The sequence below is a fragment of the Lentimicrobium sp. L6 genome (genome assembly GCF_013166655.1).
Taxonomy (GTDB): Bacteria; Bacteroidota; Bacteroidia; order Bacteroidales; family UBA12170; genus UBA12170.
Map to the genome: position 1 here is coordinate 1 of NZ_JABKCA010000031.1, position 14,429 is coordinate 14,429.

Genomic DNA, 14,429 nt, shown 5'->3' on the forward strand with positions numbered 1-14,429 from the left:
TTGGAATCGGAACAGAAAATGCTGGCACTCATAAATTAGCAGTAAACGGCTCCATAAATGCCAAAGAAATTCTAGTAACCGAAACAGTACCAAGTTCTGATTATGTATTTGAGGAAGATTACCCATTGATGCCATTAACAGAGCTAGAAAACTACGTAAACACCAAAAAGCATTTGCCAGAAGTAATGAGCGCCAATGAGTTTGCCGAAAACGGATACAACCTTGGAGAAATGGATGATGTCTTATTAAGGAAGGTGGAGGAATTGACTCTTTATATTATCCAACAGCAAAAGGATATTGCTCAACAGCAGAAGGAGATAGATAGTTTAAAAGAAAAGCTTGAAAACCAATAAAAAGAAAAACGATATGAAAAATATAATATTTGTGCTTGCCGCACTTTTGATTGGACTTAGCTCTTGTAAAAAAGAAGAGGAAGTGGAACCACAAGTTAATAAGGATGATTTGCTTTGTAGGACATGGCAATTAGATAAAGAAATTAAAAATGGAGTAGAAAACGAAACTATGTTTGATACCGACTATAAGTTTAATAAAGATGGTACAGCCACTGCCATAGTGTATTTTGCTCAACCATATACTTTTAATATTGAATGGCGATGGATAGATAATAAGGAGAATATAGAGATTTATGTTATCAATTCGAAATCTCATATTCTAAAACAATTTGAAAACTTTTCCTTTCCATATTTCAAATTAGTGAAGTTAGGATGGGATAAGGTGGAGATAAAAAAGCTTACTGCTCAGGAACTAGTATTTGAACAATTAATTGGAGAAGACCTCTACAGGATGGAATTCTCAGAAAAATAAAACATAATGAATAAATTGTATTTTAAACTTTTGATGTATTCTTTGGCATTATTAATACTTTCAATGTATTCATGCGATAAAGAGGAGAACTTAATAGAATTAATCAAAGGAAGTTATAATATTAAGTATGCTAGTGTTGGTGGTGAGGATTTGACAGGATATTTAATTAATGACTCTGTGAGTTTAACAAATTTAGTTGTTGGTCAAGATGGAGGTAGTTACTTGTTTTACATGTATTTCCAATCTTATGATCGTCACTTTGTTTATTCATCGAGGTATTCATTTTTAAATGATGAAAAGTTATCAATAACAAACACAACTTCAGAAAGTGGTATGCCTATGATTATTTACGAAAACATTGCTTTTCTTCCTTTTTCTAAGCAAGAAAAAATTGTTTTTAACCTTGAAAAACTAACTGAAAATCAATTGGTTTTAAATACTTTTTATTCTGGCAAAACATATAGATATGAATTTGAAGAATAAACTTATTATATTTTTTACTCTAGTTTTTTCAATGCAATCTTTTACTCAAAATAATTTTAATACCTCTATGGCTTCTGAATTGCATGAGAAATATTGGTTCTATAGAGAGCGATTAAAATATTTTGTCTTACCTGGTGAAGGTCCTGGTAACAGTGTTGTATTTGGTTCAAGAAACCATTGGGAAAGTGAAAAAGTTAGTGTTGGAGACCAAACAATTAAATTAGGTTGGTATTTATCTGTACTTGCGACAGAATATAAGCTATTAGGGAATCAGTCTTTAGAAAGGGATCAGACTTTGACAGAATTGTATTATGCAATAAAAGCTTTTGAAAGATTGGACTTATGCGAAACATATGATCCATGGTTTAAAAATGTGGCTTATAAAGATGGTTTTTTTATGAGGTGTGATATTCAGTTGGTTAACGGAGAAGCAGAACCTGATTATAATCATTTAAACTTTGGTATGAATCAAGAAGACGATTTTAAAAGTAGGCCACCTGGTTTGCCTGCATATATTAGTGATGTTCATTTTGATGGAAATACTTCTCAACATAAGAAGGCTGAAGCAATGAGTCAAGATCAAGCTGCTGTAATGATTATGGGATTTGGTATGGTAATCAAGTGTATGCCTTGGGGCGATATTACTTTTAATAACACATTGACAGGTGAAGAGAACTTTCCATATAATTTTGTACAGAATGCCATAACAAATGTGAATAATATTGGTGACTATATTGGCAATGTTGATTTAAGCAATGGTCCTGCGTATTTTAGTTTTGATGATATGGATGAAGAAGAGGGGATATATTGGGAGATATTATTTAATAGAATTCTTCCAAACCCATTGCCAGCTGTTGATGTGGCGAGTTATTGGACTATTTTTGATCCTAATCAAGAATTAGTAAACAGAGGCCCATGGGTATATTTTTTTAGATGGGGTTTCAGTGAAGCGATTAGGAAGTTAACGGGTCATACTATTCCAACCTCATTTCTAAATGATTGCACGAATGGTGACGGTAGTGAGCTATGGTGGGGATTTTCAATGTTTGCTCCAGCTGGTAATCACTACAACAGAGTGAATGCTTCTACATTAGCAGCTATTGCAAATTCATGGGATCAAGCATTTACTAATACAGATGGAAGAATTAATGACCTGCTAAATAATGAAAATCATCAATATTTGTATTTATTAGCCTATATCCTGTTTCAGGGTCCAGATGATGATGCAAATACTGAATATATAAATGATGGAACTGGGTTGTCAGGAAGTTTTAATGGAGAAGAAAATTCGGAAGCTGTTATACATGAAATGTTAGAAACAGCTCCTTGGTGTGGGCCTTATCAATTTAAGCCTGAGGGAGGAGATGATTATATCCATTTTGATTTCTGTGATTGTGAAATATATAGAAGGGCTGGGAATGGATGGGCTTCTGGTAATAGGTTTAGAAGTTATGTATCAGAACAGTATGGTGAGGATTGGATTGAGCAAGGTAGGGGTAGCTCACCTGGTTTAGACTATATGCTTTTATATAATCTATTCCATTACTATCTCAATTGGTGGTATGGTTGGGATTATGGATATATTCCATATAGAAATATGTTAAACTCTGTTTCTTCACAAGATTATCCATATCAGGAAGATGGAGTCACATATGGAAATGTTAATAACCCGGCAAATCTCCGAGCCTTTCATTCATTTACGGATAATGGAGTTGTGAGTTCAAATGGTGATTTAAACCTGGTGGCAGGGGAGATGATTAAGTTAACTCCTGGTTTTCATGTTGTTCCGGGTGGGCGTTTCTCAGCTAAAATAGAAGAATTCGATTGTTGGGATAAGGCTCAAAATAGCAAATCAACCCAGTTTGCCGATAATAATTATATTCAATATGAATGGGAAGACCTACCGGATAACTCAAGTTTTACTTCATCAAATGAGGAGGCTAAAAATATTGACAAAAGCAGTATCGTTGATAGTGAAAATGTTTTTGTAGTTATCCCTAATCCAGCTAATAATCAATTGCATTTTGAGTTTAGTAATCGTTCAGGTTTATCCTATCAGATCACAATTAGAGATGCATATGGTAAAACAGCCCAAATAGAACCCAATTATCATTCAGGAACTACTATAGATATCTCTGCCCTAAGCAATGGACTATATATTGCAGAGGTAGTAATAGATAATCAAGTTTATCAGGAAAAGTTTGTAGTGTTATAATCAATAAATAATCATTTATAAAAACCGTTTCATTTGTTCGAAACGGTTTTTATTATATAGAAGCATTTGATAATAATGGCATAGCATTTCGAGAAAAATTTATTGTAAAGCACTAAAAACTAAAATATGAAAAAAGCGTTTTTTTATCTCTCATTAATTCTATTGGTTTTAATAATCAGTTCTTGTAATGACTGTAAGGAACCTGATTGTCCTAAATTAACAGCTGAAGAGTCATCTTGGTTTCCATATAATGAATATGACTCCTTGCTTTTTAAACATACTGCATCTGATTCAATAATACTTGTCCGATTAAGTAATTACGGTAATAGTTCAAACCTTTATACTCCAACAAATGGAGATGAATGCAATAAGTACTGTCGAGCGAGCATGGGCATATATTCGCGTTATTATATTGACCAAATAGAAATATTTAGTGGTGATTTTGTTATTAGTAGAGTAAAAGAAGGTTTCTATGTTGTTATTTCTCCTTCAACTAGTATTGATGTAAGTCGTCCTGAAGCGAATAGTTACTTCGATTTGAGGTATGCCATAAAATTAGACAGCATAAACATTAATGGTAACTTGCTTGAAGATGTCTATCATTATACCTGCAAACCACAGCAAGAGGAGTTGGCAGAGACTTATGTAAAAAAAGGCATGGGCTTGGTAAAAATAGTTTTAAGAGATGGACAGGAATTTGAGTTAGTGGAGCATATAAAAGCGGATTAAATAATTAATAGTCAGGGCGCGAATGAATTATATTTTGTGAAATATTCGCAACCTGACTTCATTTTATCAAAAACAAAATGAAAAAATCAATTTTAACATTATTCATTTTTGCAGTGCTTTTTTCGGCCTGTAAAAAAGACGAGGAAGAAGAGCCAACACCTCCTACAAAAGAAGAATTACTATGCCAAACATGGAATATTGACACCTATTACTTAAATGGCCATGGCTATGCCTATCTCACCTGGCAATATGTATGGAAATTTAAAACCGATGGTAGCATAGAGTGGCGTAAAATAGAAAATGGTGAGCTTTACAAAACCACCACTTGGGCTTGGGCAGAAAACCAAACAGCATTGGATATCACGGTACCCGATTGGAATGACAAAACAGCCCGCACCACAATTAAAAAGCTAACAGAAACCGAAATGATACTAGAACCCGGGGAAACTGATATTGTTTTGGAAATGACTTTTTCCAGGTAGATTATCTCGTTTGGAAAGTTCTGCTGAGGGTAGCCTTAGTATGTTTTCTGAGTGGATATAATACTCAAAACAATTTGTTACTATCGTGGTTAGTAAAAATATAACACACAAAAAGTTTACATAAGACGAAACATTGTGTATCTTTGTAGTCTATTTTTCTTTCAAGACAATATGGTAAAACGATTTGAAACAAAATTACTAGAGGAAGCTTTTGAATTTATTAAATCGCAAAATCTTAAAACCAGAAACAAGATATTACAGAATATAAGAAGAGCAGAACAACAATCTGATCCAAAATTCTTTAAGAAACTTACTGACGAGATTTGGGAGTTTAGAACCTTGTATTCTGGGGTTCAATATCGGCTTCTAGCATTTTGGGATAAAGATGATAAAACGGAAACGCTAGTTTTTGCAACTCATGGAATTGTAAAGAAAAAGAGCAAAGTCGAAAAAAAGGAAATTGATAAGGCAAATAAAATTAGAAGCGAATATTTTAAAAATACGGAGAGATGAAAAGTTACACTTTAGACCAGGCAGAAGACCTTTTAATTGGGAAAAAGGGGACTGTAGAACGAGATGAATATGAATTTGAGTTAAAGCTTGAATTGATTGGGGATATGATTAAAATTGCCAGAAAGAAAAGGAATCTAACTCAAGAGCAATTAGGAGAATTAGTAGGAGTAAAAAAAGCACAAATCTCCAGGCTTGAAAATAGTACAGGAAATGTAACTCTTGAAACAGTAATGAGAGTTTTTAATGCTTTAGGAGCAAAACTGAATTTGAACCTTCAGATATAGAGATTCACCTTTATTAGTAAACTAGCTCGCTCGGAAAGTTCTGCTGAGCCTAGCCTCAGTATGTTTTCCGAGTGTGTAAGTTTCTCAAAACTATTTTGTTATCTTTGTTTAGCTCAGCTAGAAATCCGATAACTATCGGATGCTGAATGGCCTATTGTATTGGATATAATAATGGAAATACTTGAATTAAAAACATATGCTTAAGATACAGAAATACAGTATTGTAGGGCGCATGGAAAGCGTTTCTGCGCTAGCGGGTACTGGAGCCCGGCGACTCTGATCATCAGCTTGAAATGACTTTTTCGAGGTAAATGAAAACCAAATAACAAGATAAAAGCCGTTTCAAATGAATTGAAACGGCTTTTATTATATTTTAATCTGCGATTAATTACACTTCAAAACTTCTTTAACTTGAAATTCGGCAGCTTTAACATTTGGGCCACCAGTAACTTTTTTATAAGAAGTACATGCATTGGCAGCATCGCCTTTTCCTTCGTAAGCTTTACCAAGCTCAAAATTAACGCTGTTTCCATCTACACCTTCTGTAGCTAGAGCTTGAGTGGCAGCTTTAATGGCATCGTCAAATTTACTTTGCTTGTTATAGGCTAAAGCTAACATATAATAAGTGTTTGCAGAGCCTGTACCATAAGTGTTGGCTTTGTTTAAATAATCAATAGCTTGCTGTGTATGCTCAATTTGTAATTCTTTAGCAGCATTGGCTTCTAACATGTTTTGAGCTGCTGACTTGGCTTTATTTACTGTTTTTTCAGCTTTAGGATTTCCAGCTCCATTTTTAACTGCATTATCGAAACTTTCAACTGCAGCATCAATATCGTCTTTTTCTTTATAAGCAAGTCCCATACCGTAATAAGCATTTACACAATCGGCTTTAGATCCTAAAGCTTTTTCGAAAATCACTAAAGACTCGTCGTACTTTTTGTCACCAACTAGGGATAAACCTTGACTGGCATATACCTTAGGGATAAAGTTTTTAGCTTTTCCAGCTGTTTTTGTATCTTTAGATACTGCAGCAGCTTCAATGGCTTTATTGAACTCAGCAACAGAAGCGTCAAATTTCTTTTTCTTATAAAGAATTTGGGCATTATAATAATATGCTTTTGTTAGCTGTTTTTCTACATTAGCTTGCAGATCAGCAGCGTCAGCACCAATCATATTACATTCGTCTAAACTTGATTCGTAAAATCCAACAGCACCAGCAAAATTCTTAGCTTTAATGGCTTCGTTACCATTATTAAAAGCTTCTCCTGCAGCGTTCATATCTTGAGCATAATTAAAGCTCACCAATCCAACAAATAATAAAATCAGTACTTTTTTTAGGTTTTTCATAGTTTTCTCTTCTATTTTATTTCAATTTCATTTTAATGAGTGGCAAATATAAAAAAATACAGGAAAAATCGGGTCCACTTAACATTTTTTGGTATTCAATGAAAAAGTCATGCCAAAAGTAAAATCACTTTAGTAGTCTAAATATCAGTATGAAATACGCTGGTTATTTTTGGTGCTAATAGTGGAGATGGTTAATGTTTTCTGTTGTTGTTTTATAGTAAATGGATTCTCTTTAAAAACAAAATATTATCTTTATCAAAAATTAAAACTATGCATGGAAAAAGATTTTTAATAGCAACAGCCATAGGTGCGTTGGCAGGTGCGTTTTGCGCTTATGGAACAAAAATGTCTTCAGATGCTGGAGAATTAGGCTTTGTAGCTACTACTGGCATTATCGGCTCTGTATTTTATAACAGATTGCTCATTGGTATGTTTATTGGTTTTATGGGGAACTGTAGACCACATCCTGTAATTAGAGGTGCTATTGCTGGTATCATTGTTAGTATGGGATTAGGTATCACTCCTTTGTTAGATGGTAAGCCCATGGGTGCTGTTATTCTAGTGGGTGCAGGAATGGTGATTGGAATTATTATAGATGTAGTTGCCACATGGCTGAGCAAGGAAAAAGCTGTAAAATAATTATTTTTAAAGCTTCCAACTTCGAGCTTCGCGCTTCAAGCTTCAAGCTTCCCAACAGATTTAAAAAAAAGCTTCCTCATATTGGAGGCTTTTTCCATATCTATTATCCATGCTTTTCGCTCAATGCTTAGACAATTAATTGGTGAAACACCTTGTTTTAGTTCTAGTTTCTCATATTGCTCAATGGCCAATTCTATGATACTCGTAAATACGGCCAATACTTGTTTAAACTTTTTGAAATACCTAGGAGAGGAGCTTACTTTAAAAGCCAAGCCTAAAATTTGTTCTTCTTTCTCCTCTAAAACAAATCGGAGATCAATTATTTTTTGCGATTGATTCACATAGGTTCTAATTCCTTCTTTTTGATCATCATATAGGTCAAACACATCATCCATCAATTGTCCAAAGCTACCCAATTGATAACCTAGTGATGAGAAATCCTTTGCACTAGACTCCTGCAAAAACAGGGTGTACATAAGACCAGAAAAACCACCTTTCCTATCGCTAATATCCAAAAGCTGTTCTTGGTTTAAGGATTGGTCTTTTTGATTTTTGCTTTCTAATTGAGCCAAGAATAAATCGTCAGCCGCTTGTAAGAAAGCCTTTTGATTTATGTCAGACTTTAAAATATTATTTAAGAAATGGACAGATAGTTTTTCAGAAGGAGATAAAGCACTGTTTTTATCTGGGTGATGAAGTAGTGTTCTGATGTGGTCTAAATCGGTTTTGTTTTCAAAGAAATCATCAAAAATGGGAGCGCAGGAACTTAGATTGGCAAAAAGCCTTCTTTCTTCTTTGCTCATCTTTCTCCCCAAAATACTCGTGAGCAATTCACCAAAAAAATGATTGGCATGCATATATTGCTTGGTTCTATTGTAATAACTGGAATGATAGAAATAGTTCTTTTTCAACTCCTCAGGAAAATCTAAATCCTTTGAATATTCTATCTTTAAATACAAATACAACTTCAAGTATATAATTGAAGCATTGCTATAAAGACTAATGGCTTTGGTATAGGAGCTTATTTTTGTCAAAGGAATAATTTTGGTGATAAAGATAGATATTATTCCCATTAGATAATTCTTCCTGAAAAGCGGATTGGGAATTACCTAGAAAAATTTTCCTTAATTCTTTCCTTTTTATTATATTTGTTTCGCCTTATTAAAATATGCTATGGATATTATTCTACAAGTAATTTACGTCATTATCAGTTGTTTAGTCATTTGGCGTGCAAGTGACGGTTTTGAAGCAGCTGCTAGTTATTTAGGTCGTCATTTGTCGGAGGGGGTAAAAGGAGCCACTATTAATGCCATTGCTAGCTCTATGCCCGAATTGCTCACCACTTTTTTCTTTTTGTTTTATCTGGGAGATGAAAATGGTTTTAGTGGAGGAATAGGAACTACTGCCGGGAGTGCTATATTCAATGGTATGATTATACCTGCTGCTGTTATCTTTGTGGTTATCTTCTCAGGTGTTGCTAAAAACATTGTGGTGATGCGTAAAGTTTTATTGAGAGATGGAATAGCATTGATTTTAGCAGAGATTATTTTAATAACCATGATTAGTGGTGATACTTTGCATTGGGGGCACGGTTTGATATTGATGGTAGTATATGTGATATATGCAGCCTATACTTTAGGCACCATGAAGAAAAAGGACAGAGATGCTGTTGAAGAATATCATTTGGAGGTAGATAGAATGCCTGCTATTCGAAGCTTTTTTACTTTTAATCTAAAGTCTCTAGTGTTAAGTGATAGGAAAATTAATAAATCCAATGCTTGGTTTTTATTAGTTTTGTCTACTACTATTATTGCTGCAGCTTGTTTGTTATTGGTTTTTTCCATTGAACAAATGGGTCATACTATGGGAATTCCCATTATGTTTCTGGCTATTGTTTTGGCTTCTGCTGCTTCTAGTGTTCCCGATACAATTTTATCCATGCGTGATGCTAAAAAAGGGAATTACGACGATGCTGTAAGTAATGCTTTGGGAAGTAATATTTTCGATATTAGCTTTGCACTGGGTTTACCATTGTTCCTTTATACTGTTATTTATAGTCCTATTCATATGTCCCATGAAATTATCTTGCAAAGTGGTGAACTGAGGATGTTTTTGTTGATTCTAACGGTGATAGCTTTTGTTATCTATCTCTCTGGGAAAAAACTTGGTATTGGGAAAGCTATAGCTTTAATAAGTATTTATGTGGTATTCCTACTTTATATTGTTGGACGTAGCGAAGGAGTGGAAATCACCAATCAAATTGCAGATTTCTTGTTAAAAATAGTAGACCTCATTTCCATTAAATGGTTTTAAGTTTCGGTGGTTCATTACCAGATTGAAATCTTTCCTATCTTAGCTTTTTATTAGAAACAAAAATATAGCTATGAAGAAAACTGCTACACTTTTATTATTATCATTATTTGCATCTATTGGATTATTTGCACAAACCTATGGTGAACTCACCGTCACGGCTACTACCAGTAATGCCGGAGGAAATTACAACCCACGAAATGTTGTGGCCATTTGGGTAGAAAATGACAATGGGGAGTTTGTAAAAACCCTGATGGCTTATGCTCAAAACAGAAAGACTCACCTCAATACTTGGCAAGCCTCCACAGGTGCTGCCGGAAGTGAATATAATACCACAGATGCCATTACTGGCGCTACTCGAAATAGTCATGCCACTCGTAGTTGTACTTGGAATGGCCTAGACTTTAATGGTGATTTAATGCCTGATGGAACTTATCATGTTTGGATGGAATTGACTGATAAAAACAATACTGGAAATTATTCGTCTTTTACTTTTACCAAAGGAATTGACCCAGATACACAAACCCCAGCAGATGTTCCAAGTTTTGCAGGTATCAGTATCCATTGGCAACCAAGTGGTACAGGTATTGCTGTAACTGATAAAGAAAATCTTTATAGCATCACTAATAATCCTGGGAATGGTATTTATACTATCAAAGGAGCTCAATTTGATGAAATATTAATCACAACTATGGCAGGAAAATTAGTCTACCAAGGTCAAAATGCCAATATCGATTTAAGCAAAGAGAATAAAGGGATGTATTTATTGACCATCAAGAATGATCGTCAAAAAACGGTAAAGAAATTAATTAAGAATTAATCATCCACAAACTAAACCTTTCGAGGTAATCCCAAAAAGATTGTAATAAATGAGCTGGCACATCTGTCAGCTCATTTAATGCTATCTGATAGCATTGTAGCCAAACTATTCTGGCATTCATATCAATAGTAAAAGGCAAATGTCTTTTGCGCATCATGGGCTCACCACGACTTTCCTTATAATATTCCGGACCTCCCATTAATTGAATAAAGAAGTCGGCAGAATGCTTTTTGGCAGCTGCTATTGCTCTTTCATGGGTTGGGAATATTTCTTTAATAGAACTCTCCACTAAGAGGTCGTAATGTCGGCTCACTAATGCTCTAAACTTCTCTTCGCCAAGATATTTCAAAAACTCAGGATTTGGTAAAGTCACTCGTGGTGGATTGCCATCGAAATCGGTATTAATATTGAAGTGTGTTGTGTTCATGCTACAAAATTACTGTATACTGGTTCAAAGCTTGGATATTATGAAATATTTATGAGTTCTATTCTTATGACAAAGGTTTCAATAAGTGTATTTTTGCTTTACAAATAAAAAAAATAATATCCCATGTCAGATCAGCATAAGCACAGCAATAAACTCGTTAACGAAACCAGTCCATATTTACTTCAACATGCCCATAATCCAGTAAACTGGTATCCCTGGGGAGAGGAAGCTTTGGCCTTGGCTAAGGCAGAAAACAAACTTATTTTGGTGAGTATTGGGTATTCTGCTTGCCATTGGTGTCATGTAATGGAAAGAGAAAGCTTCGAAAATGTAGAGATAGCACAGTTGATGAATGAAAATTTTGTGTGTATCAAGGTGGATAGGGAGGAACGACCCGATGTGGACCAAGTTTATATGAATGCGGTACATTTGATGAAAGGACAAGGGGGCTGGCCTCTCAATTGTTTTGCCATGCCCGATGGAAGACCTGTTTTTGGTGGAACTTATTTCCCTCCAAGCCAATGGCGTCAAACTCTTAAGTCGTTGCATAATTCTTATAAAGAGAATCCACAGAAGTTCGAAGACTATGCCAATCATTTATTGAACGGAATTGCCCAATCGGAAGTGATTCATGTGAAAAGTGATCATGACTTATTTGAGGAGGCTGATTTACATGAAATATACAAAAATACTGCTGCTACCTTTGACCATAAAGAAGGAGGTTTTGGTGGAGCTCCAAAATTCCCATTACCCATAGGACTCGAATTTGTATTAGCTTATGGTCAATACTACAAAAATACAGAGGCATTAGATTTTCTTCACCTTACTCTTGACAAAATGGCCATGGGTGGAATTTACGATCAAATTGGAGGAGGATTTGCTCGATACTCAGTAGATAATATATGGCTGGCACCTCATTTCGAGAAAATGCTTTATGATAATGGGCAATTGATAAGTTTATATGCTAGAGCTTTTAAATTAGCACCCAAAGCACTTTACGAAAAAACCATTCGCCAGAGTTTGCAATATATTTCTAGAGAAATGAGCCAAGAAGAGGGTGGATTCTATTCTGCTTTAGATGCCGATAGCGAAGGAGTGGAAGGTAAATTCTATGTATGGACTAAATTAGAAATAGACCAAGTTCTTGGAAATAGTGCTGAAGTCTTCTGTGCAGCCTACGATATTAGTGAACAAGGTAACTGGGAAGGTCATAATATTCCCATGAGAATTGAGACTTATGAAAAACTAGCTCATCAATTTAATTTGGAGGAGTCTGAATTACAAGAAATTCTAACTAGGTCGATTGAGAAGTTATTAGAAGTACGAGCAGAACGAGTGAGGCCGGGATTAGACGATAAAATCCTCACTTCATGGAATGCTATTATGTTACAAGGTTTGATAGATGCCTATGTATCCTTATATGAAACAAGTTATTTGATTATGGCTGAGAGGAATGCTAATTTTATTTGGGATAAACTGAGTGACAAGAAAGGTAAATTATACAGGACCTATAAAAATGGAGTGGCAAAAATTGATGCTTTTCTCGATGATTATTCTTTGCTCATCAAGGCTTATGTGAGTTTATACCAAGTGACTTTCAAAAAAGAATACCTAGATAGAAGCCAGTTATTGCTCAATAATTGTTATCATGAATTTCTTCATGCTGATTCTCAAATGTTCTTTTATACAGAGGAGGATAATAATTTAGTGGCGCGAAAAATGGAAACGACAGATAATGTGATTCCTGCTGCCAATAGCATCATGGCTCAAAACCTCATGGATTTAGGTTTGATATTATCCGATCAAAGATATATCAGTCATGCACAGGTGATGCTTCAGAATGTGCAGTCGAGCTTGAAAAAAGGACAAGTTTATTATGCCAATTGGGATTTATTACTCATGCGTTTTCTTAGTCCAGCCAAAGAAGTGGTGATGATGGGAGAGAAGAGTCAGGAATGGATTATTGAAATCCAAAAATCCTATAGTTTTAATACTGTGTTTGCAGGTAGTAAAAAGGATGCTTATTTGCCTCTTATGGAAGGAAGATATCAAAAAGGCACATCTTTGATTTATGTTTGTGAGAATAAGTCTTGTAAATTACCAGTTTCTAGTGTTGAAGAAGCACTAGCATTAATGTAAAACTTCATTTGTTTAAGAATATTAGAATTATGGCTGATTATGATAAATACTACGTGACTGAGAATTTGTTTGGTGAACCCTATGTTGAATTAATAAAGTTTTTTAAAGATTATCCAGTCAAAGGTAAGTTGATTGATATAGGTTGTGGTCAAGGTAGAGATGCCATTGCATTAGCAAAACTAGGATACGAGGTTACAGGTCTTGATCAATCAAAGCTTGGAATTGATCAAATGAACAAAATATCTGAAAGAGAAAAATTGAAATTAGTAGGCATAGTAGATGATATCTACCAATTTGATCAGTTCCAAGATTTCAATATTATTCTGTTTGATTCCATGTTTCATTTTGAAAAAAGAGATAGAAAGCGTGAAACAGATCTGATTATTAAAGCGGCTTTAAAAATTGAAAAAGGAGGGGTCTTATGTATTTGTATTCAGGATACATGTTCTAAAGTTAAGATTCTAAAAGAGACTATTCAGAATTCAAATATAGATTTTGAAATATTAAAGGATTCATCATTAATCTATAAATATGAAGATAAGGCATCGGGGCATAAATCAGAGACAAAATACCTGATGTATATTATTAGAAAAGTCTAATGAATCTCATTAAGCTTGGTGTTTTTTCAGTAAAAAGGAATGAGCCTATTTTTTCAAGCCTTCCGCATAGAAAGTCAAAGGAAGTAAACTACCAATACCTTCTAAAACCTGAATACGAGTATGGGGACTTCCGAGAATGATTCTCAATTTTGTACGATAAAGATTTTCGTATTCTGCCATGACTTGTCTACAGGATCCACAAGGACTCCCAGGGTCTTCTAAATGCACCACATCAGATTTTACGCCTACGGCAATCGCTTTCATTGGTACTCCAGGATAGTGCGCCGAAGCATAATACATGGCTACTCTCTCTGCACACAGACCACTTGGATAGGCCGCATTTTCTTGATTATTTCCACTAACAATTTCACCATTTTCTAATAGAACAGCAGCTCCAACATTAAACCTACTATAGGGAGCGTATGCGGTATCACAGGCTTCCCATGCTTTTTTAAGTAATTCTTGATCTTGCTGGTTTAGTTCTGAGATATTTTCGAACTCTTCGATTTTTATATGTAGATCTATTGTTTTCATCTGTTGGTTTTTCATTCCTGAGCTTTGATAAGCCCTAGGAAAATTGAATTTACAAAGTAACGAAAGAATTTTTTAATTCTTCA

Annotated in this window: 16 protein-coding genes and 1 pseudogene; 13 read left to right on the plus strand and 4 right to left on the minus strand. The window is 34.6% G+C overall.

Translation table 11 applies throughout. The features are described 5' to 3' along the window. The 8 genes and pseudogenes from HNS38_RS09260 to HNS38_RS09295 form a co-directional block, all read left to right on the plus strand. Positions 1-353, plus strand: a pseudogene (locus HNS38_RS09260) (hypothetical protein); the annotation flags it as partial. Between the two features lie 13 nt (positions 354-366). Next, complete coding sequence (locus HNS38_RS09265; RefSeq protein WP_172280614.1) at positions 367-825, plus strand: hypothetical protein; 459 nt, start codon at positions 367-369, stop codon at positions 823-825. Between the two features lie 6 nt (positions 826-831). Further along, positions 832-1,308 (plus strand): hypothetical protein, encoded by a 477-nt coding sequence (locus HNS38_RS09270; RefSeq protein ID WP_172280616.1) that lies wholly within the window; start codon positions 832-834, stop codon positions 1,306-1,308. Then, complete coding sequence (locus HNS38_RS09275; RefSeq protein WP_172280618.1) at positions 1,292-3,523, plus strand: T9SS type A sorting domain-containing protein; 2,232 nt, start codon at positions 1,292-1,294, stop codon at positions 3,521-3,523. The genes HNS38_RS09270 and HNS38_RS09275 overlap by 17 nt, the downstream gene beginning before the upstream one ends. 126 nt (positions 3,524-3,649) lie before the next feature. Then, on the plus strand, positions 3,650-4,252 hold the full coding sequence (locus tag HNS38_RS09280; RefSeq protein ID WP_172280620.1) for a hypothetical protein: 603 nt from the start codon (positions 3,650-3,652) through the stop codon (positions 4,250-4,252). A 77-nt stretch (positions 4,253-4,329) separates the two neighbouring features. Continuing rightward, the gene (locus HNS38_RS09285) at positions 4,330-4,734 is read left to right on the plus strand and encodes a hypothetical protein (RefSeq protein ID WP_172280623.1); all 405 of its coding nucleotides are present in this window, start codon (positions 4,330-4,332) and stop codon (positions 4,732-4,734) included. Positions 4,735-4,905: 171 nt separating this feature from the next. After that, positions 4,906-5,247 (plus strand): type II toxin-antitoxin system RelE/ParE family toxin, encoded by a 342-nt coding sequence (locus tag HNS38_RS09290; protein WP_172280625.1) that lies wholly within the window; start codon positions 4,906-4,908, stop codon positions 5,245-5,247. Then, positions 5,244-5,531, plus strand: a complete 288-nt coding sequence (locus HNS38_RS09295; protein WP_172280627.1) for a helix-turn-helix domain-containing protein — start codon at positions 5,244-5,246, stop codon at positions 5,529-5,531. Before HNS38_RS09290 ends, HNS38_RS09295 begins: the two co-directional genes overlap by 4 nt. A 384-nt stretch (positions 5,532-5,915) precedes the next feature. Here HNS38_RS09295 and HNS38_RS09300 read toward each other — a convergent pair whose 3' ends face one another. Further along, positions 5,916-6,878 (minus strand): lipopolysaccharide assembly protein LapB, encoded by a 963-nt coding sequence (locus tag HNS38_RS09300; protein ID WP_172280629.1) that lies wholly within the window; start codon positions 6,876-6,878, stop codon positions 5,916-5,918. A gap of 270 nt (positions 6,879-7,148) precedes the next feature. Between HNS38_RS09300 and HNS38_RS09305 the strand changes: the two genes are divergently transcribed. Continuing rightward, on the plus strand, positions 7,149-7,517 hold the full coding sequence (locus HNS38_RS09305; protein WP_172280630.1) for a hypothetical protein: 369 nt from the start codon (positions 7,149-7,151) through the stop codon (positions 7,515-7,517). 35 nt (positions 7,518-7,552) lie between these two features. On the opposite strand, the gene HNS38_RS09310 is transcribed toward HNS38_RS09305, so the two are convergent. Then, complete coding sequence (locus HNS38_RS09310; RefSeq protein ID WP_172280632.1) at positions 7,553-8,551, minus strand: class 1 isoprenoid biosynthesis enzyme; 999 nt, start codon at positions 8,549-8,551, stop codon at positions 7,553-7,555. Positions 8,552-8,690: 139 nt separating this feature from the next. On the opposite strand from HNS38_RS09310, the gene HNS38_RS09315 reads away from it, so the two are divergent. Together HNS38_RS09315 and HNS38_RS09320 are read left to right on the plus strand one after the other, a co-directional pair. Beyond that, positions 8,691-9,830, plus strand: a complete 1,140-nt coding sequence (locus tag HNS38_RS09315) for a sodium:calcium antiporter (RefSeq protein WP_172280633.1) — start codon at positions 8,691-8,693, stop codon at positions 9,828-9,830. Positions 9,831-9,900: 70 nt separating this feature from the next. Next, positions 9,901-10,647, plus strand: coding sequence for a DUF2271 domain-containing protein (locus HNS38_RS09320; RefSeq protein ID WP_172280634.1), 747 nt, complete (start codon positions 9,901-9,903; stop codon positions 10,645-10,647). On the opposite strand, the gene HNS38_RS09325 is transcribed toward HNS38_RS09320, so the two are convergent. Then, a complete protein-coding gene (locus tag HNS38_RS09325) occupies positions 10,637-11,074 on the minus strand; it encodes a globin (protein WP_172280636.1) in 438 nt (145 codons plus the stop codon). The two genes, HNS38_RS09320 and HNS38_RS09325, sit on opposite strands and share 11 nt — an antisense overlap. 123 nt (positions 11,075-11,197) lie before the next feature. Here HNS38_RS09325 and HNS38_RS09330 point away from each other — a divergent pair, with 123 nt between their 5' ends. Both HNS38_RS09330 and HNS38_RS09335 read left to right on the plus strand, forming a co-directional pair. Beyond that, positions 11,198-13,213, plus strand: coding sequence for a thioredoxin domain-containing protein (locus HNS38_RS09330; protein ID WP_172280637.1), 2,016 nt, complete (start codon positions 11,198-11,200; stop codon positions 13,211-13,213). Positions 13,214-13,242: 29 nt separating this feature from the next. Continuing rightward, the gene (locus HNS38_RS09335; protein ID WP_172346343.1) at positions 13,243-13,812 is read left to right on the plus strand and encodes a methyltransferase domain-containing protein; all 570 of its coding nucleotides are present in this window, start codon (positions 13,243-13,245) and stop codon (positions 13,810-13,812) included. Positions 13,813-13,857: 45 nt separating this feature from the next. On the opposite strand, the gene HNS38_RS09340 is transcribed toward HNS38_RS09335, so the two are convergent. Beyond that, positions 13,858-14,415 carry a cytidine deaminase gene (locus tag HNS38_RS09340; RefSeq protein WP_371742934.1) on the minus strand — a complete coding sequence of 186 codons (558 nt, stop codon included), beginning with the start codon at positions 14,413-14,415 and terminating at the stop codon, positions 13,858-13,860. Positions 14,416-14,429: the final 14 nt, after the last annotated feature.